Genomic DNA, 20,857 nt, shown 5'->3' with positions numbered 1-20,857 from the left:
GGCTAACTGTAACCGCTCACAGGGCACGCCGCCGTCCTCCTCCCGAGCGGAGGCGCCGGGGATCGACGAACCAGCTTCTTCAAGGAGGACGAATGCACATCCCGTTCCGCAGGATCCGCTCCCTCGGCGCCGCCGCCGCTGTCACCGGAGCGCTCCTGCTCACCGGTTGCTCCACCGGCTTCGACGACGGAGCCTCGGGCCCTGTCGAGCTGACGTATTGGGCCTGGGCGCCGAACCTCGATCAGGTCGTCGACATCTGGAACGAGGACCACCCGGAGATCCAGGTCACCGTCAGCAAGCAGGACGGCGGCGACCCCGCCATCACCAAGCTGCTCACCGCCGTCAAGGCGGGCAGCGGCGCCCCCGATCTGGTTCAGGCCGAGTACCAGAAGATCCCCACCCTCGTCGCGGCGGATGCTCTGGCCGACATCTCCGACGAAGGCGCCGGCGATCTGGAGGGCAGCTTCTCCGACGGCACCTGGTCGGCCGTCACGCTCGGAGGTGACGCCGTCTACGCGATCCCCCAGGACTCGGGTCCGATGATGGCCTACTATCGCGCGGACATCCTCGAGAGCCTCGGCCTCGGCGTCCCGACGACGTGGGAGGAGTACGCCGCGGCCGCGGAGGCCGTCCACGCCTCCGACCCGGCCCGACACCTGGGCACCTTCTCCTCCAACGACGCGGGCTGGTTCGCCGGCCTCGCGCAGCAGGCCGGAGCCTCCTGGTGGTCGACGGACGACCGGAGCTGGGGCGTCGACATCGACGCCGGACCGACCGAGAAGGTCGCGGCCTACTGGGGAGAGCTCGTCGAATCCGGGGCGATCGGCAACACGCCGATGTACACGCCGGAGTGGAACGCAGGGTTGAACGACGGTTCGCAGGTCGGCTGGATCAGCGCCGTCTGGGCACCCGGCGTGCTCAGCGGCAACGCCCCCGACACGAAAGGCGCGTGGATCGCCGCAGCTCTGCCGCAGTGGGACGCCGCGAACCCCTCCAGCGGGAACTGGGGAGGAAGCACCACGGCAGTCACCAGTCAGACGAAGAAGACCGCGGCCGCTGCCGAGTTCGCGACCTGGCTGAACACGGATCCGGTGGCGGTCGCGGCACTCGCCGAGGTCGCGGGCGTCTACCCGGCGGCGACCGAGGCGGCGAGAGCAGCGCTCAGCAGCCCGCCCGACTTCTTCAGCACCCAGGGGGACTTCTCCGACATCGCCGCCGCCGCCTCCGAGTCGGTCGCTCCGTTCACCTACGGGCCGAACGTGAACGTCGCCTTCAGCGCGTACAACGACGAGTTCGCGAAGGCCGCCGCCGCGAGGACGCGGTCCGCCTTCGTCGACGCCGTGGCCGAGATGCAGCGGATCACCTCCGACGACCTCGTGAAGAGCGGCTTCTCCGTGGAGTGACCGGTGCGCGGCCCGCGTCCACCATCGGGCCGCGCGCCTCCCGGCGGCGAGGATCCGGCGCCGCTTCCCGACCGCTCTCGTTCCGAAGGACTCGGCATGGCTCCCCCACCCCTGACTCTCCCGACCGCGCCGCCGAGGAGAGGTCGACTCGGCACCGGCTTCCGCGCCCGAGTACTCGCTCCCTATGCGATGCTCGCACCGGCGATCGTGCTCTTCGCCGCCTTCATGGCCGCGCCGATCCTCTACACCGTCATGCTCAGCTTCCAGAAGAAGCAGGCCGTTGGGCTCGGCCTGGGTTCCCGCGGCCGGAAGCAGGTCTTCGCCGGCATCGAGAACTACCTCGGGTCGCTCAGCGATCCGGAGTTCGGGGCCAGCGTCGGACGGGTGCTCCTCTACGGGCTCGTCCTCATCCCGTGCATGCTCGGTCTCGCGCTCCTCTTCGCTCTCCTCCTCGACGCGAGGCGGGCCCGTGCGGTCTCGTTCTCGAGGGTCTCGATCTTCCTGCCTTACGCCGTACCGGCCGTCATCTCCTCGCTGCTCTGGGGATTCCTCTACCTGCCGGCCGTCTCGCCTTTCGCGTACGTGATTGAGCGGCTGGGCGGGGAAGCCCCCGACATCCTGTCCTCCGGCGCCGTCGTCTTCGGGATCGCGAACATCGCGCTCTGGGGCGGCGTCGGATTCAACATGATCGTCATCCACACCGCCCTCCAGGCCATTCCCTCCGACGTCTACGAGGCGGCACGGATCGACGGGGCGAGCGATCTGCAGATCGCGCTGCGCATCAAGATCCCGATCGTCACCCCCGCTCTGGTGATGACGGCGCTCTTCTCGATGGTCGCAACTCTGCAGGTGTTCGCCGAGCCGACGACGCTGCGACCGCTGACCAACAGCCTCTCGACCTCCTGGTCCCCGCTGATGCTCGTCTACCGGGACGCGTTCACCCGCGACGACATCCACTCCGCCGCCGCGACCTCCGTCGTGATCGCGCTCGCCAGTTTCGCCGTCTCCTTCCTCTTCCTCCGGGTCGTGCAGAAGCGAGCCTTCGGACAGGAGGACTGATCCGTGCCCGTCATCCTTCAGCGGCCCCCCGCCCGCACCGTCGGGCGGACACGGTCCAGGACCGCACGCCGCGACCCCGATCGCGGACGTCCGGGCTGGATCGCGACGACGATCCTGCTGATCGGCGCCGTCTACTGCCTCTTCCCCGTGCTGTGGGTGGTGACGGCGTCCACGAAGAGCGGCGGCGAGCTCTTCTCCACCTTCACGCTCGCGCCCGGCTCGCATCTGATCGACAACGTGGTCGCTCTCGCGCAGTACCGGGGAGGTCTGTTCTGGCGCTGGATGCTGAACACCGCGCTCTACGCGGGCGTCGGTGCAGTGGCCTCTACCTGGGTATCGGCACTGTCGGGATACGTGCTCGCGAAGTTCGACTTCCCCGGCAGGAAGGGCGTCTTCGCCGTCCTGCTGATGGGCGTCCTCGTCCCCGGCGTGATCCTCGCGATCCCTCAGTACTTCCTGCTGGCCGAGGTGGGGCTGACCAACTCGTTCTGGGGAGTGCTGCTGCCGCAGATCATCAGCCCCTACGGCATCTACCTCGCGCGGATCTACGCCGCGGCCGCCGTGCCGACGGAGGTCATCGAGGCCGCCCGGACCGACGGCGCCCGGGAGATGGGGATCTTCACCCGGATCGCCGTTCCGATGCTCCTGCCGGGGCTGGTGACGATCTTCCTCTTCCAGTTCGTCGCGATCTGGAACAACTTCATGCTGCCGTACATCATGCTCGGCGACGACTCGCTCTTCCCGCTCACGGTCGGCCTGAACGGGCTGCTCAACCAGGGCGCCTCCGCGCCGGCGCTCTACACGCTGGTCATCACCGGGGCACTCCTCTCGATCCTGCCGCTGATCGCGATGTTCCTCGTCCTGCAGCGGTTCTGGCGGGTCGACCTGGCGGCCGGGGCGGTGAAGTGACGCGGATGCCTTCGCGCGGAAGAGGCGGGACGCCCTCACGCCCCACGATTCAGGACGTCGCTGTCGAGGCCGGTGTCTCGCGCGGGACGGTCTCGCGCGTGCTGAACGGCGGAAGATGGGTCAGCCCCGAAGCGCACGCGCGAGTGGAGGCGGCGATCACGAGGACCGGCTACCGCGCCAATCCCCACGCCCGGAGCCTGTCCCGCAGCCGCACCGACACGGTGGCCTTCCTCCTCACGGAGGACGCGCGCTCGCTCTTCGAGGATCCGAACTTCGCCACTCTGCTCCGAGGCGCCTCAGCCGCACTCGCGGAGCACGACGTCGCCCTCGTCCTCATCCTCGCGGGGACGGAGCACGAGCAGAGGCGAGCCCTCGCCTACATCGACGCGGGCCACGTCGACGGGGTCCTGCTCATCTCCGCCCACGTCGGCGCACGGCTGCTCACGGACATCCAGAGATCCTCAGTGCCGGCCATCGCCTGCGGCGTGCCGGTCGGCTACGAGAAGCGCATGGGCTACGTCGCCGCCGACGACGAGGAGGGAGCGCGGGAGATGGTCGCTCATCTGCGGAGCCTCGGACGCTCGCGCATCGCCACGATCGCCGGACCGCCCGACACTACGGGAGGGATCGCGCGGCTCGCGGGCTACCGCGCGGAGGTGGGCGGTGCGGAGGCGGTGGAGTTCGGCGACTACGGACGGGCCGGTGGGGCCACTGCGATGGAGGCGCTTCTCGCCGCGCATCCCGACATCGACGCCGTCTTCGCCGCCAACGACCGCATGGCAGCAGGCGCTATCGACGCACTCGCCCGGCTCGGCAAGCGTGTGCCGGAGGACGTCGCCGTCGGCGGATTCGACGATTCGGCCGTCGCCCTCACGACGGACCCGCCGCTGACGACCATGCGGCAGCCCTTCGAGCGGATCAGCGCGGAGATGGTCCGCCTCCTCCTGCAGGCGATCGAGGGGGAGCGCCCGGCTGCCATCACCCTGCCTACGGTCCTGGTGAGGCGCGGGTCGACCCAGCCCGGCGTGAGCCCGTGACGACGGCGGTGCCGGTCTGGGCCTCGCGATCACCCGGGCGATCCTCGCCCGGGCAGGCGGGACCGTCACCGTCTCGACGTCGTTCACCCGGCCCGCCGGGGGCCGGTCTTCACGGCGACCCTCTCGGTACCGGCCTGACGGCGACTGCCCGGCAGCGGTCATCATGGGAGGCGTGCGCCGGTGGTCGGGTCCGACACCGCAGCACGGGCAGGAGGGAGGGGGAGTGGTCCGGAGCCTCGTCCTCACCGCCGTCGCGGCAGCCCTCCTCGCCGCCGCCTGGCACGCGATCGGACCCTCGCGCCCGATCTTCGCCGCGGTCGCGCAGATGGTCCTCACCAGCTGGGCGGCCCTGACCTTCGGCGGGCGCACGCGTCCGCTCGAGCAGTCCTGGTTCGACGTGGGGCGCCGCGAGCCGACGGTGCTGCGGGCGCTCGGGGTCGGCGTCTTCGGCCGGCTGCTCGACGTCGTCGGGTGGAACCGCCTCGTCACCCGCGAGCGCGGCTTCGACGGCACGCGCGCGGGACTGGCCGCACTCGATCAGCACACCCGCCGCTCCGAGGCGGTGCATCTCGCGTGCACGGCCGTCGGGCTCGCGCTCGCCCTCGCCGCGACGGCCACGGGCGCGACGGGCGGCACGGCCTGGCTGCTCGGGTCGACGATCGCCGTTCAGCTCTACCCCGCGCTGCTGCAGCGGCTGGTGCGGGCGCGCATCCAGCGGGCGGGGCGGGCTGGAGGAGGCGCGTCCTCCGTCGCAGGGGCATGAGCGCTGATCCGTCGGGGACTCAGTCGTCGCTGTCGCCGCTGGGCGCGGGTGCCTGGTCGGTGCCGGTGGTGGAGTCGGACCAGACGGCCTGCGCCCCGGAGTCGCCGATGCGGACGACGTCGATGGTGGCTCCGACGGAGACGGCGATCGCTGCGACGGCAAGCACGATCCCGACGACAGGGCGGCGGGTGGTGGAGTGGTCATCGCTCCGTCGCGTGCGGCGGAACCAGAGCCACTGCACCAGGGCGATGAGGAACAGGCCGGCGGCCCAGGGGAGCAGGTGATCGCCGAGCTCCGTGTGCAGCTCGAGGATCGCGGACGGCTCCGTCCGGCGTTCGAGGGCTTCGCCGGCCTGCGTGGTGAGCGGGACGGCGATCAGCGCGGCCAGGGCGATGATCGGGGTGAAGATCCCGAACCTGCGGCGGGCGGCGGGCCAGACGCTGCCGAGGACGAGCATCAGTGCGGCGAGGGGGAGCAGGACCACGACGGCGTGCACGAGGAGCGGGTGGAGAGGGAGGCCGTTGATCTGCCAGTCGTTCATCGGGGGCGCCTTCGGTCGAGGGGTGCTGTCCTCGTGACGCTACGCGCCTGTCCCGCGCGCTCCGCCGGATCGACGCGTTCGTGTGAGCCCTCGAACGATCGCTCGCCCGTCCTCGGAGCCCACTCCCCGCTTCACCGCCGAGCTGCGAGGCGCCGACCGGGCGGAGTCAGTGCGTGCGCTCGCTCGCCGGAGCGATCAGTCGTCGGAGCCGGTGACCTCCTGCGATCGGTCGTCGAGGGCCCGGCTGTCACCGCTCGGGCAGCACCATCGTCACCGCGACTCCGCCGGAGCTGCGGTTCTCGAGGGCGACCGAGCCGTCCGCGATGTCGACGAGCGCCGCCACGAGGGCGAGCCCGAGCCCGCTGCCGCCGTCGCGGCTGGTGCGCGCCTCGTCGGGCCGGGAGAAGCGCTCGAAGGCGTGCGGCACGAACTCCTCCGGCACGCCGTGCCCGGTGTCCTCGACGTGCAGCTCGAGGCCGGAGTCGTGCTGGCGCAGACGGAGGGTGATGAGTCCTCCCGGCGGCGTCGCAGCGATCGCGTTCGCGCCGAGATTGTCGAGGATCCGCGAGAACGCGCTCGCCGAGAGCGGGTAGGGCGCATCGGCCCGCTCGATCGCGGTGTCGAGCTCGATCTCGGGGCCGGCGCCTCCGGCGATCGTCCTCAGCCGGTCGACGGAGTCCATCAGCTCGGTCTCCAGCTCGCGCGCCGTCGCGCGCGCCGCGACCGGCGGGGCGACGTCCAGGCGGGAGAGCTCCAGGAGGTTCGTCGCCAGCCGGGACAGGCGAGCGAGGGACCCCTCGGCGGCGCGGATCTCCGTCTCGAGGGCGTCAGCGTCGCCGAAGTGCCGGTGCGCGAGTTCGAGCTGGGTGATGACGACGGCCAGTGGCGTGCGGATCTCGTGGCTGGCCGCGGACACCATCTGCCGTTCCCGATCCGCCGTGTCCCGCGTCCGGGCGAGGAAGGCGTTCAGCGTCTCCGCCAGGTCCGACAGCTCATCAGTCGCCGAGCCGACGGGGAGCTCGCCTCCGTCACGATCGCCGAGCGAGGCGGCGGTGCGGCGCATCCGCTCGACCGGACGCAGGGCGACGCCGGTGAGCAGCCATGCGGCGAGAGCGGACAGGATCACGAGGGCTGCGGCGCTGACGAGCAGCGTCCGGTCGAGGGCCGCGACGGTGAGGTCGCTGCCGGCGCCGCTGCGCGCCGCCCAGAGCTCCCACGTGCCCGCGCCGGTGTCGAGGGTCCGCGAGACGACGGTGAACCGCACGTCCTCGTCGGTGACGACCGTCGAGGCGCCGTCGTTGCCGCTGCTGCGGTCCAGGACCTCGTGGACGTCGTGCGGCATCGTGTCGACGGGGACCGCACCGCCGGGAGCGCGCGCGAAGATCAGGATCCCCTCGGCCGGCGGGTCAGGGGTCTCGGTCGGCTCCGATCGCAGATCGGCGAGGTACGGGGCGAGGTCGCCCTCGGCGAGGGTCACCTCGGAGGCGACGACGATGCTGCGGAACTGCGCGTGCAGTACGAGGGTGGTCGCACCGACCCCGATCAGCGCGACGAGGAGGCTGCCGAGAGTGATCCGGGAGCGGATCGAGAGGGAGCGCAGCAGCCTCACTCGGCGCGCTCCAGCCGGTACCCCGCGCCGCGGACCGTCGTGATCCGAAGGCCCGTATCGGCGAGCGCGAGCTTCTTGCGGAGGTAGCTGACGTACTGGTCCACGAGAGTCGGCTCGAACGTCTCCGACGACCCCCACACCTCGGTGAGGATCCCCGTCCGGGTCAGCACCTCGTCCGGCCGCAGGGCGAAGAAGCGCAGCAGGGTGAACTCCTTCACGCTCAGCGCGAAAGGGCGGTCGCGGACGGTCGCCCGCACCGCCAAGGCGTCCAGGCGCAGCGCTCCGATCTGCACCACAGGCTGTGGGCCGCTGGTCCGGCGGCGGATCTGCGCGCGGATCCGCGCGCTCAATTCGCCGAAGTGGAACGGCTTCGTGACGTAGTCGTCGGCGCCCGAGTCCAGCCCGAAGATCCGGTCCTCGACGGCGTCCCGCGCCGTGATCAGCACCACCGGGACGGTGCTGCCCGATTCGCGCAGCCGACGGCAGACCTCGAACCCGGTCATCCCCGGCAGCATGACGTCGACGACGGCGACGTCGACGTCTCCCGCCGTGAAGGCGATCAGCGCATCGACACCGTTGTCGACCAGATGCACGTCGTAGCCGTCCTCCTGCAGCCCCCGCTCGACGAGGGCACCCATCTGCGGGTCGTCCTCGACGAGGAGGATCCGGGGCATCAGATCGCGCCGGACGTGCCGAGCAGCGACCCGATCAGGAACGTGGCAGCGAGCGCCAGAGCGCCGCCGACGACGATGCGGATCATCGGCCGCAGAGCCCGGCTGCCGCCGACCCGGGCGCTGATGAACCCCGTCGCGGCGAGGGCGATCAGCACCACAGCGAAGGTCACCGGAACCCTCTGTTCCGGCGAAGGAAGCAGGATCGCCAGCAGCGGCAGCGCGGCGCCGAGGAGGAACGACAGTGCCGAGGCGCCGGCGGCGGCGAGCGGACTGGCGACCGCCTCCTCGCTCAGGCCCAGTTCCACGTCCAGATGCGCGGTCAGAGCGTCGTTCTCGCTCAGCTCGCGGGCGACCCGATGCGCGGTCTCCGGGGTCAGGCCCCGCGCCTGGTAGAGAGAGGCGAGCTCCTCGAGCTCCCCGGCGGGATCCTCTGCCAGCTCGACGCGCTCCTTCTCGATCAGTGCACGCTGACTGTCGCTCTGGCTGCTCACCGACACGTACTCGCCCAGCGCCATCGAGATCGCACCGCCGACGACCCCTGCGACGCCCGCCGTCAGGATCGGTGCCGTGGCGGTCGTGGCGCCGGCGACGCCCACGACGAGAGCGGCGACCGAGACGATTCCGTCGTTCGCGCCGAGCACGCCCGCCCGCAACCAGTTCAGCCGCCCCGAGATCGCACCGTCGTGAGGTTCCGCGCGGGGCGAGGAGGGCGGAGGCGCGGACGGGGTCGACATGAGGGCCATGCAAGCACCAGCCCCGCTGACGCGCCAGCAAGGAGAGGCTGCCCGATCCTTCCGACGCCGCCCGGCTGAGAGGAGACGCAGGGGAGGGGCAGAGGTCGGCGCAGGCCGCACGCTACGGTGCGACGACCTCCCCGGACCCGAAGGAATCACCATGCCGCTCATCCGCATCGACCTGATCGAGGGCCGCTCCGACCAGCAGATCACCGCACTCGGCGACGCGCTGATGCGCACCCTCGTCGAGGTCTACGGCCTCCCGGAGCGCGACCGCTTCCAGATCGTCACCGAGCACAAGCCCGGCCGGCTCACCGCCCTCGACGTCGGTCTCGGCATCGAGAGGTCCGAGCAGGTCGTGGTCATCCAGATCTTCACTCAGACCGGACGCACCACGGACGAGAAGCAGACGTTCTTCGCCGCACTCGCCGCCGCGCTGGAGGAGATCGGCGTCGACGGCGCCGACCTCGTCGTCGGCTTCGTCGAGAACACCGCGGCGGACTGGTCCTTCGGCTTCGGTCGAGCGCAGTACCTCACGGGCGAGCTCGCAGCGCCCGGCAGCGCGTCATGACGCCGTCCCGGCGGGGAACGGCTCTCTGAAACGCGTCGCGACCCACTCCGGTCGTCGGGCCGCCACTCGGGCAGGGCCCAGCGGGCGCGGCCGACGGAACGCGACCGGTCAGCCTGCGGGCCTGCTGAACAGGTTGACGACGTTCCCGTCCGGGTCGCGGACGAGGGCGGAGCGGTTGCCCCACGGCATGGTGCTCGGCGGGAGCACCACGTCCTCGCTCCGGGGTGCGAGCTCGGCGAAGGCGCGGTCGACGTCGGGCACCTCGAACTCGAGCAGCGCGGAGCGGTTCGACGCGGGGACGACGGCGCCGTCGAGCATCCCGACGGTCGTGGTGTGGGCGATCGCGAGGGTCGCGCCCGCTCCGGTGAACTGCGCGAAGACCGGCGCCGGGCGCTCGGCCGGACGGCCGATGACCTGCTCGTAGAAGGCGACGAGGCCGTCGAGGTCGTCGGTGACGAGGCGGAGGGAGGTGAACGGCATGGGGCTCCTTCAGGGGCGGGGACGAGGTGGAGGCACCAGGCTCGCCGGTCGTCGCGACACCGTCCTGTCGGTGTTTCCGCAGATCGTCCTCGTCTCCGCGAGGTCCGCGGCGGTCGTCGGCGTCCCCGGAGCGGGTCAGTCGTCGACGACGGACCGCAGTCGTCCGTACTGGAGCGCGAGGTCCTCGGCTCGGAGGGTGCGCTGCGGAGGCCGCTCGTCGGTCACCTCGACCGACAGCATCCGGTCGCCGCGGAACGCCCGGACCCCCTCGCGCAGCCGGCACCACGCGATCAGGTACCAGTGCTCCTCCTTCCCGATCGAGCCCAGCGGTTCGACGTCGCGGACCGACTCCGCACCGCTGCTGTCGCGGTAGCGGAGCCGGACGACACGATCCGCTCGGAGGGCCGTCGCGAACTCCGCCGGGACGGGCGCCTCCTCCTCGCTCTCGAGGAAGTGCACCCGGGAGGCGACCGCGCCGGCGCGGGCGGCCACGTCGTCGGGCAGGACCGCGAGCGTCTTCCGGGCGGCGGTCCGGGCCGCCTGCCGGAACGGACTGCGCCGCAGCGCGCTGAGGCCGATCAGCACGGCGACGGCCTCCTCCAGCGTGAACCCGGCCGGACCGAGGGTCGCCGACGCGTCGATGACGTAGCCGCCCGTGCGGCCGGGCTCCGCCCAGATCGGCAGACCCGCCTGCTGCAGCGCGGACAGGTCCCGCTCGATGGTCCGCACCGACACCTCGAACCGCTCGCCGAGACGGCGCGCGCTCCGCGGCCGGGGCGAGACCGCCCGCAGCTCCTCGACGAGCCCGTAGAGACGATCGGTGCGGTTCACCCGACCATCATCCGCCCGGGCGCGCCAGGTCGCGGTCGTCAGCGGACTCACTGTGCGGCGGTGCTTCCGCTCGACGCGCGATCAGGTCAGCGCCGGCAGTTCGCGGGTGGTCTCGGCCACGGCGGTGAGCCGGGCGGCGAGCCTCTACCGTTGCACCCGTGCCCCTCCTTCTCGCCGGCCTGCTGTCGTGAGAGCGCTTGTCGCCTGGCTCGAGCACAGCCAGATCCCGCTCTACCTCGCCGCGATCGCCGCCGGCGCCGCTCTCGGACTGCTGCTGCCCGCCGCGCACCACCTCGATGTCGCGATCGAACCGGTGCTCGCGCTGCTGCTGTTCGCCACGTTCCTCGGGGTCCCGTTCGCCGCGATCGGACGGTCTCTGCGCGACGGCCGCTTCCTCGCCGCGGTCGGGGTGCTGAACTTCGTCGTCGTGCCGCTCGTCGCCTACGGGCTGTCCCGATTCGTCGCCGACACTCCGGTGCTGCTGTTCGGGGTCCTGCTGGTGCTCCTGACGCCGTGCATCGACTACGTGATCGTGTTCGCCGGCCTCGCCGGAGGAGCGTCCGACCGACTGCTCGCCGCCGCACCGCTGCTGATGCTCGCGCAGATCCTCCTCCTCCCCGTCTATCTGCTGCTCGTCATCGGTCCTGCGGGGGTGGCGGTGGTCGACGCCGGTCCGTTCGTGCGGGCGTTCCTGCTGCTGATCGTGGTGCCGTTGTCCGCGGCCGGTCTGGTGCAGGCCCTGGCGCGCCGACACAGAGCCGGACGGATCGTCGAGTCCACGATGCTCGGGCTCATGGTGCCGCTGATGACGGCCACGCTCTTCACCGTCGTCGCCTCCCAGGCCGGCGCCGTGGGCGCCTCGGCCGGCCGGCTTCTCGTCCTCGTGCCGCTCTACGCCGGATTCCTCGTGGTCATGACCGCTCTGGGGCTGGGTGCTGGACGCGTCTTCCGACTCGACGTGCCCGCGACGCGCGCCCTCGTGTTCAGCGGCGCGACCCGCAACTCGCTCGTCGTGCTGCCCCTCGCACTCGCGCTCCCGGCGCCGCTCGCGCTCGCGCCGGTCGTCGTCGTCACGCAGACTCTCGTGGAACTCGTCGGCATGGTCGTCCTCGTCCGACTGCTCCCTCGGCTCGCCCGAGACCGAGCAGCGCGGGCCGGCCCGGTCTGACGCGGACTCACCAGCGCCCGAGACGACTCGGGCCTGCAGAAGGGCCGCCCGGGGAGTCGCCCGGAAGGTGCTCGCCGGTCAGTCCTTCTCGGGTCTGCCCGCACTCCCTGCGTCAGCGGGCTCGTCGGCCGAGGTGAGAGGAGCTGCGGACTCGACCGCGGTGGGCTGGACCCCGGCTGATCTCGCAGTCTTGGCGGCGAGGCGCTTCTTCTGGGACTTGCCGGTGCTGAACGGGCTCACCCACAACCAGGAGAAGCGGCGCAGCGACTGGAAGAGGAACAGCGACGCCCAGAGGGAGAACACCGTCAGGGCGACCGGGAAGACCGTCGCCGGGAGGGGTGGGACATTCGTCTCGCCGAGCAGGGGGACGAACGCGACGACGACAGCGATCACGAAGAGGTGCAGGAGATAGATCTGGAAGCTCTGCTGCCCCATGGTGACGAAGATCTTCAGTGCGCGGACCTTGACGAGGTACTGGGAGCCGGCGATGCCCGCGATGATCGCGACCGAACTGGCTATCAGGATGACGCCCGGAATGCGGTTCGCGTCGAAAACGACGATCACCGCGATGATGCCGAGGTAGGACACCGCGAGCGCGAGCGCCTGCCAGAGCTTCACGCGAGCGGCGAAGCGGTAGAACGTGCGGGGGATGAACATCGCCACGAGGAAGAAGAGGAAGTTCTGGAGGACCCGGTCCCAGCCGATGTTGTCGGTGTCCAGCAGGCCGGTGGTCGTCGCCGCGACGGCGAGCAGTCCGGCCACGGAGAGCTGGATCCACCGGGGCACCTTGCGGATCAGCCAGGCGAGGATGCTGAAGATCGCGAGAGCCCAGATGAACCAGTAGCTGCTCGACGGCAGGATGGGGAGCACCAGCACGTTGAGCGGGTCCGTCGGCGAGGTCGCCTCCGACCGTGAGAACGGGACGACGAGGTAGAAGGCGACCCGGATGAACGACCACAGCAGGTAGAGGTACACCAGCGCGAGCACCCGGCGGCGCCACAGTTCGGCGAACGTCCACGTCAGCATCCGGGCGGCCGTGAGGCCCGCGATGAAGAAGAACACGGGCATGGGGAAGTAGAGCAGCACGGTGCGGAGCTTCGGGACGTACCCCGCGAGGTCGAAGAATCCCAGGAACAGCGACGAGTGGTAGAGCACGACGAGGCTGATCGCGACGCCCTTGGCGAAATCGATCCACTCTCGCGACTCGGGGCGCTTCACCACGGCGCCTGCCGTGCTTGAGCCCGTCATCCGTCGCTCCTCGCGTGGGCGCACAGGGCGCGATCACTCTTCACCGATTGCTGCGGATCCATTGCGCCCCCAAGATGCTGAATACGAATCGGCTGCGAATGAGCCCCGATTCATTCCCCGTACGGGTTTTGAGAGTACGCGAAAGAATCCGATCGCGGACGAATCGCTGGAGCATCGAGGCGGCCGGGGAGGTCCGGACGCCTCGCAGACACCGGACGACGTCCTGTCCGTGGAGTCGCCCGCTCCACGCCGGAGGGCCTTCGGCTCGATCCGAGCGACGTCGGTCAGTTCGAGATCGACGGCGACGACCACGTCAGCATCTGCGTCGAGGTCTGACGCTCAGCGCGCCGCGTCGCGGCCGTTCCCCGCGGTGGTGAACCGCGTCATGCCGAGCCGGTTCGTCGATCCGGAGCGGTCGGGGATGTCGGAGGGCAGCAGGTAGGCCTTGCGCACCACCTCGTCGAGCACGACGACCGAGACCACCGACTTCACCTCGGGCCGGGCCGCGACCACGCCGGTGACGAAGTCGTGCACGCCGCCGATGTCGAGCGAGCGGACCAGGAGCATCGCGTCGTGCTCGCCGGTCGTGATGCAGCAGTACTCGACATCGGGCATCTGGAGGATGCCCTCGCGGAACCGGTGCCACGACTGCGGGTGCACCGTCACGAACACCAGGGCGCAGACGTCGAGCCCCACCTTGCCGGGATCGACCAGGGCCGAGAACCCGGTGATGACCCCGGAGGCGGTGAGCTGCTCGACCCGGTTGAAGACGCTCGCCCGCGAGACGTTCCGCGCAGCGACGGTGACCCTCGGCCCCCACCGGGTGGAGCTGCTGCAGTACGACCCGCCTCGACCGCTCGAGTCCGCCGGCTCGCCCGCACAGGTCGGCACGGTGCACATCGCGCTGACGGTCTCAGACCTCGATCGTGTGCTCGAGCTCTGCGCTGGACACGGCTGGAGACCGGTCGGGACACCTCACCGGATGACCGGTGGCGCCCGAGCCGGCACGCGCATCGTCTACCTCGAAGGTGCCCTCGGTGGATTCCTCGAACTGTCGCGCCCCCACAGCTCCCGTAGTCCGCGTCGGCTCTCGGATCTCGTCCGGTTCTCGATGTCTCGGCGACCGATCCTTTCCCCGGCGGCCCGACTCGGGCAGGACGGCTGAGCGGGCCGCGCCTCACTGCTGCCGTCTCCCGGCTGTCGAACGGGCGGTCCAGTGGTGGGGGAGGTCCTCGGACGGAGGAGGGTCCGCGACGACGGTCAGTCCGCGGAGGTAGCGGTCGCCGGTCTTGACCAGTGTGATGGTTCGAGGTCTGTAGCCCAGCGGCGCGGGGAGCCAGACGGCCTTCGGGTCGACTTCCCAGAGGTAGAACCATCTCCGGGTGAGCTCGTTCGGCACGCCCACCCAGAGCGGGCCCCGAGGTTTCCTGCGTTCGAGGGAGAGCCCGACACCCGGTCGGAGGAAGGTCGCCAGCATGCCCGAGGTGCTGTCGAGATCGATCGTCGGCCTGCCTGCCGGCGGCCTCGGCGGCCACTCGGGCTGTGTTCGAGAGAAGCGGTGCTCCCACGTGTCGTAGGGACGGGCGCGAGTGATGTCGGTCAGGAGGATCGCGGCATAGCCGTCGAAGAAGCCTCCGGTCGTGATCGGTGTGACGAGCGCCCACGTGCGACCGACTCCGACGACGAACCCTTCGATCGTCTCGTCCCTCTTCGAGCCGCGCCAGATCCGAACGGCCTCGTCCCCCGCCCACGCTGAGAGCAGGACGTCACGGATCTTCTTCTGCGTCGACACCGGTCCAGTCTCGCGAACCCGAGAACGTTGTACGCGTCCCGTGTCGGGATCGTCCTACGGGCGGTCGAGTTCGGCCAGTCGACGGTCGTAGTCGGCCAGCTCGTTCCGCATCTGCTCGATCGACCTCGGCGTGAAGCGCCTCACCTGCAGGTCGAGGATCGCGTCGGCCACCACGTCGCTGACCTCGAACTCTGCGGCGACGGCTGCCCTCTCGTCGTCGCGACCTCCCGACACGGTCGCGCACACCCGGAACAGCTTCTCGGGGTTCTCGACAGCTCTGATGAAGGCGCTGACGATCTCGGTCCGTGTCTCAAGGTTCTGACGTTCGTCGTCGTCGTCCACGCGGTCACCGTACCGGCCCGAAGCGACCTGGACCCGGGCGCTCCTTGCATCATCTCCTCGCGTGAGTGAGACATCCCCTATGGGCATCCTTCACAGGCGCAGTGCGGGACTGGTGATGTTCGTCCGTGACGCCTGAGACGAATCCGTGCTCTGAGGGCATTCACTACTGAGGGGGTGATGTCGGATGGTCGGTGCTGCTGAGGCGACGCTGGTGGATCGTCTGCGCGGCGGTGACCCTTCGGGGTTGGACGCTCTCTTCAGGATGCACGGCCGCGCGGTCCATCGGGCTGCGAGGAGCTTCCTCGTGGACGCCGGCCAGGCGGAGGACGTCGTTCAGGAGAGCTTCCTCCTGCTCTGGAAGCGCCGCTCGAGCGTGCGCATCGCGGGGGAGTCGGTGCTGCCGTGGCTTCTGGTGACGGCGCGGAATCTCAGCTCCTCGACCAACCGCCGCGAGCAGCGCCGGCGCCACCAGCCCCTCTCCGACGACACCGCTTCTCGCGGCGTCGACGCGGAGACGAGCGACCGGCTGCTCGACGTGCGGCGTCTGGTCGAGCAGATGAGTGCGACCGACCGCGCGATCTGGACGGCGTGCATCGAGGACGACCTCAGCTACAGCGATGCCGCCGCCTCCCTCGGCCTGTCCCACGGGACGGTCCGCAACCGGCTCTCGCGCGTGAGGGCCTCCCTGACGAGAACCCTGACGGAACGGACAGAGGACCATGGACAGTCGTGACCTGAGCGATGAGCAGCTCGAGCGCATCAGCGCACGCCTCGCGCAACGGATCCGCCGCCGCCGACGTTTCGGCCAGGCCGCGGCGGTGACGCTCGCCGGCATCGCGGGCGCGGTCCTCAGCGCGACAGTCGTCACTGCGGTGACGACGGACCGCGGCACTCCGGTCGCGGCGCCCGTCACCTGCTGGGAACAGGACGGGCAGGGCGTCGCACTGTCGGGCGAGATCCGAACGACGGCAGAAGAGCCCATCGAGTCACTCGCCGCGGCATGCGCTGCACTCCTGGGGTCGGGTACCGACGGCATCACAGACGGGACGGACGCTGCACTGTTCTCCCTCGCCGGAACCCAGGTGTGTCAGGAGGGCGGGGGGATCCGGATATTCACGGGGATGAGCACCCCGGTCGACTGCACCGACCTGCCCATGAACCAGGACGGAGTCGACCAGTGATCACCAGACGTGCGAGACCCCTTCCCATCAGCATCCTCTGCCTCTCCGGGGCGCTCCTTCTCGGCGGATGCGCGACGAGCGCCACCGTGTCCGGCGCACCGCCGTCATCGCAGGTCCCGGGTGAGCAGCTGCGAGCCGAAGACGTGACGAATCTCACCTACGAGAGCACCGCGGTCATCGGTGATCAAGGATCAGGCGGATGGGTGCTCGATCATCCGGTCGGTTTCCACATCGTCAGCATCGACGGCCGATCGAAGCTCAGCGTGAACGAGCCCTGCAACGGGCTCACCTACGATCTGCAAGCGGCCGGCCTGCAGCCTTCCGTCTGGGTCGTCACCGCAGGCCCTGCGACGACGTTCGTCGCCTGCACTGACGGCGAGCAGTGGCTGGTGGACGTGCTGGGCGCCGAGGACGTGAGCCTCACGCAGACCACGACCACGCTGCGCATCCGCTCCGGCCCCGTCACCATCGACGCAACCGCGAGTACGACGCCCACCTCGACTGAGACGCAGGCGGCACCGGCCTCGACTCGGGACCCCCAGCCGTCGTCACTCCTGACGGAGGCCCCGACGTGCCCCCCGACTGATGACACCGCCTACGGGCCGATGATCGACGTCCAGCAGCTGACGAACCCGGCGCTCGACCTGGCCGACGGCGCCGGAAGTCGCCTCTCGACGCTCAGCGCGGAGGAGAAGAAGCAGTACCCGATCTACGCGGTGCGGGCGACGTATGCGGAGCTGTCCTCCTGCGCCCCGGGACTCGGCGGCGACACTCGAATCTCACCGGAGGCGCTGATGTGGGCTCTGAGCGTCCACGCCCCTGTCGTGAACGACGCGCCCTACGGGTTTCCGGCTAACAAGTGGGACGTCTACACCGTCGTCTACGACGGCGATACCGGAGAGGCGACGGCCTCCTCGACGGGGGTCGACCTCCAGGCGCTCGGGATGCGCGGTGCGGTGATCACCGCACGGTAGAGGAACGAGAAGATGATGGATCGGCGTTCAGTACGGGGATGGTTGATCGGTCACGAGACGCGGCGGTCCCGGTCGACGTCTCCAGTAGCTGTGGGTGTGCAGCGCCCAGCTGTGCTCGGCCTCTGAGGTGGAGGTGTATGCGCATGACTCGCGTCTGGTTCAGAGCGGAGGAAGCTCGACGTTCTGGCGTGCGGCCAGACGGGTGAGCGCGGCTTCTAGGTCTTGCCGAGCTAGCTGTTCTGCTTTCGGTCCGGTAGGAATCTTTGCGACAGAACGCCTGACGATCATTGTCAGTGTTGTGTTCACGAGTCGGACGATCGGCGTCTCGCGCGGTGGCTCGTAGTTGACGTACCCACTCACGTGGTCCACGCCGACTAGGCGCCACCACCGTTTCCACTCGGGTGAGCAGAGCCGGTCAGCAAGCCGGTCGACCTCGGCGAGATATTCCGCGGGAACATCGTTCACCGGGCCTCCTCCTCCCCACCCGACGTAGACGTCGTCAGCGGGCTGCTCGATGAAACGGAAGCCCGCCCCGACGGCGGGACCGGTCGACTCGATCGGCAGCGCCGTCGTGAACCCTCTGCTCTGGTGGACCGCACCGGTGGCGACGTCGAGGGTGAACCGTCCTCGGTCGCCGAGCAGGATGCCGGGAATCGATACGCCTTCAACGGAGGAGCTCGACGTCCACCGCAGGTCTCGTGCAGCGCGATCGAACGACCAGAAGGTGGAGTCGCCGACTATCGGCTCGGACAGCACCGGCGGCCGACCTCCGTCCAGGTGCTCGACTTCGACACGGAGACGGAAGTAGCCGTCGTCCTTGAGTACGCCGATCAGCCGCATGCGATGCGATCGAGCCGGGTTCTGCTTCCAGGGCCCGCGACGCGGTTCCTCGTAGTCGATTCCTTTCAGAGCGTCAGTCGCTCGACTCACCGCGGCCGGATCGCCGCCCTGGTTGCTCACCAGCCTTCGCAGCGTCTCCGTCCACATCGTCAGCACCAGTTCGTCCCGCGCCCGCACATCGAGGTTGTGGAATCCCGCCGGTACCGCGAAGTGGACCGAGTTCTCACCGTCGATCACGATGCGAGAGATCTCGACCTCGAGATCGGTACTCGCGGATGCTCCTCCTGGGAGAAGTCGGATGCTCGCCCGCGGCATCTCTATGCGCTGCTCCGCCAGGCGTTCTCCGAGCGGTTCGGAGATCTTCCTCGACCCTCGAAGAATGGCGTCCATCTCGAGCAGGGGCCAGCCCGATTCGTCCGGGGGGCGCGGTGGAGACCATCGGACATCCGGGTGACCCGTGTGCGGCCAGAGATGCACTTCCCTCAGAATCGGCGCCATGCGCCGATCATCCCACCGGGACAGCGCGACAGTGGCGCCTCACGGTGGGCGGCTAGGTCTCCGGTGTGCGGATCGGTGTCGCAAGCGGGTCCTGCGGCGGCGGGTCCGTGAGGTGAACTGACCACGCTTCGCCGTGGCTCTCGGACCAGGAGAGGTACATGTCGCAGCGCGCGAGCCCGGGTGCATCGAGGATCACCCTCGCGTTGACCGGGACGACGTCGGAGTAGACGGTCGGTTGGGCTTGAGCTTGTGCGACCGGGGAGCACTCGGCGACGAGCTCCGCGACGGAGTTCGGGTTCGATGCTGGGAAGTGAGCCATGACCGCGGTCTGCGGATCGTCCGTCGTCAGGTCCCGCACCAGCGTCTCGGCGTACTCCTCGTTCAGACCCTCTTTCGGGTAGTACGGCTCCGCAGTAGCGTTCGCGAGGGCGAGGGCGGATCCTGCTGCGCCCAGCGCCAGCAGAACAGCGAATCCTCCGATGAGGACTTGAGTCGATCTCCGGGCCATGTGCCGATCATGCCGTCTAGCTCTCCTCGTGATCGACAGGCGAGGGCGGCTGCCGCTTCCGGTCGACGAAGAGGAAGACGGCGGACCCGAGGATCGCCGATCCCACGACAGCCGCTGTCACCCCGAGGACGACCCAGCCCGCGGGGACGTCTGGCGCAACGGCGAGGCCGACCGCGACGCCGACGAGGGCGAGGACGAGTGGCGTGAGGGCCACGGCTGTGCGGCGCGGACTGCACCACGCCGACGGATACGAAATTCCAGCGCAGCGACCTTCGGGAGCGTGTCGCGCAGATCCTAGCCTTCGTCACGTCGCGCCTCACGGCGCATGAGGACCACGAACCCGACGATGACGAAGAGGACGACGAACACCACGGAGACGATCGGCCAGTAGGTCACGAAGAACCAGACGATGGCCAAGGGCACCAGAATGACTGCGCGGGGATCAGGCACCCGGCGTTCCCCCGTGCCCCGCCGGCCGAAGGGGCGGGTCGAATGGGTGCTGCTCGTTCTTGCGGGAGCTGCTCATGTCGCGGGACAGCTCGTAGGGGAGCGCGGCGAGCGTGCTTTCCACGCGGAGGCCGGTGCCGGTACCTGGCGGTGCCTTCCGTTCGCGGCGCTGCGGCGTCACTGTTCCGTGCTGGAGGGCGACAGTCGAGCGGCTGCGAGCTGGCGGGTGCCGGGATCACCGACACCCAGGATCAGGACGCTCTCGATACTGCCGATCGTGTCGGGATCGATGATCTGCAATTCCTGGTCGGCATCCGCTGTCAGCGAGCCGACCTCGCTTCCGGCGTCCGCAGGGAACCTCAACTCGCCGTCATTGTCTTCGAGTGGAGCGCTTGCGAGAAGGACTCGCGGCTCCACTGCTCCGGTCAGGCTCAGCCCGCTGAGGGACAGCCACACCGTCCCGTCCTCTCGCTCCTCGATCAGGAGATCACCGCTCGCATCGTTGGACACGCTCTCGAGCGAGGTGCGGATGGGCAGCTGCTCCAGAAGTGACTGTGCGGCGGGAGAGCCCGTTGTATCGGAGCCGTCCGTAGGGCTGCCCGTTGGGAGGCTGGAAGCGGTGGACGTCATCGAAGGGCTGGTGACGGAGGTTCCATCGAGGGGTGCCGTGCAGCCGGCCAGGGCGAGAACGAGCCCGCTCACAGCGACCGTGGCCGATAGCCGGCCGATCGCGTTCGTGTCTGTCATGGTTCCTGCTGCTCCGTCCGTCGATCTGTCGCTCAGCCTACGCAGGGCGCGATTCTCATCGCCCTGTCGACGGTTCTCTGCGGGGCCGGTGGCGTGAACTCCTCCCGATCGGATCGTCGTCCGAGCAGCGACCGGGCGTCAGTCGCGCTCCACCCTTGTCCCTCTTGGCATCGTGAGCCAGAGGATGAGGCCGATGATGCCGCTGACGATCAGCGCGGCGACGGCGAAGGCGGAACCGCCGAACGACCCCTGAGCATCGTTGCTCGTCTCCACCGGCACGAACCAGTAGGCGACGGCTCCGACGATGAACAGCACGCTGACGACAAGGGCTCCGATGCAGGTGTCCCGTCGCACCTTTTCTTGGGACCCGTCGCCTGAGAGGGTGACGAGCCACAGGATTCCGATCACGGCGGGAGCGCCGGCGAGGAGCACGAGTAACACGGGTTCCCCTAGCTGATGACGGGCCGCGACAGTATCCGCAGCTGGGGCAGGAAGAGCGCC

Annotated in this window: 27 protein-coding genes; 11 read left to right on the top strand and 16 right to left on the bottom strand. The window is 69.7% G+C overall.

All coding sequences use genetic code 11. The features are described 5' to 3' along the window. The first annotated feature begins 92 nt into the window (after nucleotides 1-92). The 5 genes from C5D08_RS13275 to C5D08_RS13255 all read left to right on the top strand — a co-directional run bounded on the left by C5D08_RS13275 (nucleotide 93) and on the right by C5D08_RS13255 (nucleotide 5,171). Nucleotides 93-1,403 (top strand): ABC transporter substrate-binding protein, encoded by a 1,311-nt coding sequence (locus C5D08_RS13275; RefSeq protein WP_104223279.1) that lies wholly within the window; start codon nucleotides 93-95, stop codon nucleotides 1,401-1,403. Between the two features lie 96 nt (nucleotides 1,404-1,499). Continuing rightward, entirely contained in the window at nucleotides 1,500-2,462 is a 963-nt protein-coding gene (locus C5D08_RS13270) for a carbohydrate ABC transporter permease (RefSeq protein WP_104277438.1), read from the top strand. 99 nt (nucleotides 2,463-2,561) lie between these two features. Then, entirely contained in the window at nucleotides 2,562-3,371 is an 810-nt protein-coding gene (locus C5D08_RS13265; protein ID WP_258062243.1) for a carbohydrate ABC transporter permease, read from the top strand. Nucleotides 3,372-3,376: 5 nt separating this feature from the next. Further along, nucleotides 3,377-4,408 (top strand): LacI family DNA-binding transcriptional regulator, encoded by a 1,032-nt coding sequence (locus C5D08_RS13260; protein ID WP_104277437.1) that lies wholly within the window; start codon nucleotides 3,377-3,379, stop codon nucleotides 4,406-4,408. A 223-nt stretch (nucleotides 4,409-4,631) separates the two neighbouring features. After that, nucleotides 4,632-5,171 carry a hypothetical protein gene (locus C5D08_RS13255; protein ID WP_104277436.1) on the top strand — a complete coding sequence of 180 codons (540 nt, stop codon included), beginning with the start codon at nucleotides 4,632-4,634 and terminating at the stop codon, nucleotides 5,169-5,171. Nucleotides 5,172-5,190: 19 nt separating this feature from the next. Here the strand turns inward: C5D08_RS13255 and C5D08_RS13250 are convergent, their stop codons facing one another. The 4 genes from C5D08_RS13250 to C5D08_RS13235 form a co-directional block, all read right to left on the bottom strand. Further along, nucleotides 5,191-5,712, bottom strand: a complete 522-nt coding sequence (locus C5D08_RS13250; RefSeq protein WP_104277435.1) for a DUF2231 domain-containing protein — start codon at nucleotides 5,710-5,712, stop codon at nucleotides 5,191-5,193. A gap of 247 nt (nucleotides 5,713-5,959) precedes the next feature. Continuing rightward, nucleotides 5,960-7,321 (bottom strand): cell wall metabolism sensor histidine kinase WalK, encoded by a 1,362-nt coding sequence (locus C5D08_RS13245; protein ID WP_104277434.1) that lies wholly within the window; start codon nucleotides 7,319-7,321, stop codon nucleotides 5,960-5,962. Continuing rightward, nucleotides 7,318-7,995 (bottom strand): response regulator transcription factor, encoded by a 678-nt coding sequence (locus C5D08_RS13240; protein ID WP_104277433.1) that lies wholly within the window; start codon nucleotides 7,993-7,995, stop codon nucleotides 7,318-7,320. The genes C5D08_RS13245 and C5D08_RS13240 overlap by 4 nt, the downstream gene beginning before the upstream one ends. Continuing rightward, nucleotides 7,995-8,729, bottom strand: a complete 735-nt coding sequence (locus C5D08_RS13235; protein WP_104277450.1) for a VIT1/CCC1 transporter family protein — start codon at nucleotides 8,727-8,729, stop codon at nucleotides 7,995-7,997. Before C5D08_RS13235 ends, C5D08_RS13240 begins: the two co-directional genes overlap by 1 nt. 160 nt (nucleotides 8,730-8,889) lie before the next feature. On the opposite strand from C5D08_RS13235, the gene C5D08_RS13230 reads away from it, so the two are divergent. Next, the gene (locus C5D08_RS13230) at nucleotides 8,890-9,300 is read left to right on the top strand and encodes a tautomerase family protein (RefSeq protein ID WP_104223271.1); all 411 of its coding nucleotides are present in this window, start codon (nucleotides 8,890-8,892) and stop codon (nucleotides 9,298-9,300) included. Nucleotides 9,301-9,408: 108 nt separating this feature from the next. Here the strand turns inward: C5D08_RS13230 and C5D08_RS13225 are convergent, their stop codons facing one another. Both C5D08_RS13225 and C5D08_RS13220 read right to left on the bottom strand, forming a co-directional pair. Further along, the gene (locus C5D08_RS13225; RefSeq protein ID WP_104277432.1) at nucleotides 9,409-9,780 is read right to left on the bottom strand and encodes a VOC family protein; all 372 of its coding nucleotides are present in this window, start codon (nucleotides 9,778-9,780) and stop codon (nucleotides 9,409-9,411) included. A gap of 135 nt (nucleotides 9,781-9,915) precedes the next feature. Continuing rightward, entirely contained in the window at nucleotides 9,916-10,611 is a 696-nt protein-coding gene (locus C5D08_RS13220) for a YafY family protein (protein ID WP_104277431.1), read from the bottom strand. Nucleotides 10,612-10,798: 187 nt separating this feature from the next. Between C5D08_RS13220 and C5D08_RS13215 the strand changes: the two genes are divergently transcribed. Next, nucleotides 10,799-11,779, top strand: a complete 981-nt coding sequence (locus tag C5D08_RS13215; protein WP_104277430.1) for a bile acid:sodium symporter — start codon at nucleotides 10,799-10,801, stop codon at nucleotides 11,777-11,779. Between the two features lie 78 nt (nucleotides 11,780-11,857). Here the strand turns inward: C5D08_RS13215 and C5D08_RS13210 are convergent, their stop codons facing one another. Next, the gene (locus tag C5D08_RS13210; protein WP_104277429.1) at nucleotides 11,858-13,027 is read right to left on the bottom strand and encodes an acyltransferase; all 1,170 of its coding nucleotides are present in this window, start codon (nucleotides 13,025-13,027) and stop codon (nucleotides 11,858-11,860) included. A gap of 339 nt (nucleotides 13,028-13,366) precedes the next feature. After that, the gene (locus tag C5D08_RS13205; RefSeq protein WP_104277428.1) at nucleotides 13,367-13,927 is read right to left on the bottom strand and encodes an Lrp/AsnC family transcriptional regulator; all 561 of its coding nucleotides are present in this window, start codon (nucleotides 13,925-13,927) and stop codon (nucleotides 13,367-13,369) included. Here C5D08_RS13205 and C5D08_RS17540 point away from each other — a divergent pair. Then, nucleotides 13,830-14,192 carry a VOC family protein gene (locus C5D08_RS17540; protein ID WP_374954147.1) on the top strand — a complete coding sequence of 121 codons (363 nt, stop codon included), beginning with the start codon at nucleotides 13,830-13,832 and terminating at the stop codon, nucleotides 14,190-14,192. The two genes, C5D08_RS13205 and C5D08_RS17540, sit on opposite strands and share 98 nt — an antisense overlap. Nucleotides 14,193-14,204: 12 nt before the next feature. On the opposite strand, the gene C5D08_RS13200 is transcribed toward C5D08_RS17540, so the two are convergent. Together C5D08_RS13200 and C5D08_RS13195 are read right to left on the bottom strand one after the other, a co-directional pair. Beyond that, on the bottom strand, nucleotides 14,205-14,819 hold the full coding sequence (locus tag C5D08_RS13200; RefSeq protein ID WP_104277427.1) for a hypothetical protein: 615 nt from the start codon (nucleotides 14,817-14,819) through the stop codon (nucleotides 14,205-14,207). 54 nt (nucleotides 14,820-14,873) lie between these two features. Then, entirely contained in the window at nucleotides 14,874-15,161 is a 288-nt protein-coding gene (locus tag C5D08_RS13195; RefSeq protein WP_104277426.1) for a hypothetical protein, read from the bottom strand. Between the two features lie 184 nt (nucleotides 15,162-15,345). Between C5D08_RS13195 and C5D08_RS13190 the strand changes: the two genes are divergently transcribed. The 3 genes from C5D08_RS13190 to C5D08_RS13180 all read left to right on the top strand — a co-directional run bounded on the left by C5D08_RS13190 (nucleotide 15,346) and on the right by C5D08_RS13180 (nucleotide 17,316). Further along, nucleotides 15,346-15,894, top strand: a complete 549-nt coding sequence (locus C5D08_RS13190; RefSeq protein ID WP_104277425.1) for an RNA polymerase sigma factor — start codon at nucleotides 15,346-15,348, stop codon at nucleotides 15,892-15,894. An 85-nt stretch (nucleotides 15,895-15,979) separates the two neighbouring features. Beyond that, nucleotides 15,980-16,342 (top strand): hypothetical protein, encoded by a 363-nt coding sequence (locus tag C5D08_RS13185; protein WP_146087937.1) that lies wholly within the window; start codon nucleotides 15,980-15,982, stop codon nucleotides 16,340-16,342. 143 nt (nucleotides 16,343-16,485) lie between these two features. After that, on the top strand, nucleotides 16,486-17,316 hold the full coding sequence (locus C5D08_RS13180) for a hypothetical protein (RefSeq protein WP_146086098.1): 831 nt from the start codon (nucleotides 16,486-16,488) through the stop codon (nucleotides 17,314-17,316). Between the two features lie 159 nt (nucleotides 17,317-17,475). Here the strand turns inward: C5D08_RS13180 and C5D08_RS13175 are convergent, their stop codons facing one another. From C5D08_RS13175 to C5D08_RS13155, 6 genes are all read right to left on the bottom strand, one after another. Beyond that, on the bottom strand, nucleotides 17,476-18,654 hold the full coding sequence (locus C5D08_RS13175) for a hypothetical protein (RefSeq protein WP_146086099.1): 1,179 nt from the start codon (nucleotides 18,652-18,654) through the stop codon (nucleotides 17,476-17,478). 52 nt (nucleotides 18,655-18,706) lie between these two features. Further along, complete coding sequence (locus C5D08_RS13170) at nucleotides 18,707-19,162, bottom strand: hypothetical protein (protein WP_104277421.1); 456 nt, start codon at nucleotides 19,160-19,162, stop codon at nucleotides 18,707-18,709. 16 nt (nucleotides 19,163-19,178) lie between these two features. Beyond that, the gene (locus C5D08_RS13165) at nucleotides 19,179-19,376 is read right to left on the bottom strand and encodes a hypothetical protein (protein ID WP_104277420.1); all 198 of its coding nucleotides are present in this window, start codon (nucleotides 19,374-19,376) and stop codon (nucleotides 19,179-19,181) included. A gap of 80 nt (nucleotides 19,377-19,456) precedes the next feature. Next, nucleotides 19,457-19,579 (bottom strand): hypothetical protein, encoded by a 123-nt coding sequence (locus C5D08_RS17395; RefSeq protein WP_258067408.1) that lies wholly within the window; start codon nucleotides 19,577-19,579, stop codon nucleotides 19,457-19,459. Between the two features lie 207 nt (nucleotides 19,580-19,786). Further along, nucleotides 19,787-20,356: a hypothetical protein gene (locus C5D08_RS13160; protein ID WP_104277419.1), complete on the bottom strand. Its 570-nt coding sequence runs from the start codon at nucleotides 20,354-20,356 to the stop codon at nucleotides 19,787-19,789. Nucleotides 20,357-20,494: 138 nt separating this feature from the next. After that, on the bottom strand, nucleotides 20,495-20,797 hold the full coding sequence (locus C5D08_RS13155) for a hypothetical protein (RefSeq protein WP_104277418.1): 303 nt from the start codon (nucleotides 20,795-20,797) through the stop codon (nucleotides 20,495-20,497). Nucleotides 20,798-20,857 lie beyond the last annotated feature (60 nt).

This window comes from Rathayibacter sp. AY1B6 (assembly GCF_002932755.1).
GTDB lineage: Bacteria > Actinomycetota > Actinomycetes > Actinomycetales > Microbacteriaceae > Rathayibacter.
This window is presented reverse-complemented; position numbering and strand designations above follow the sequence as displayed.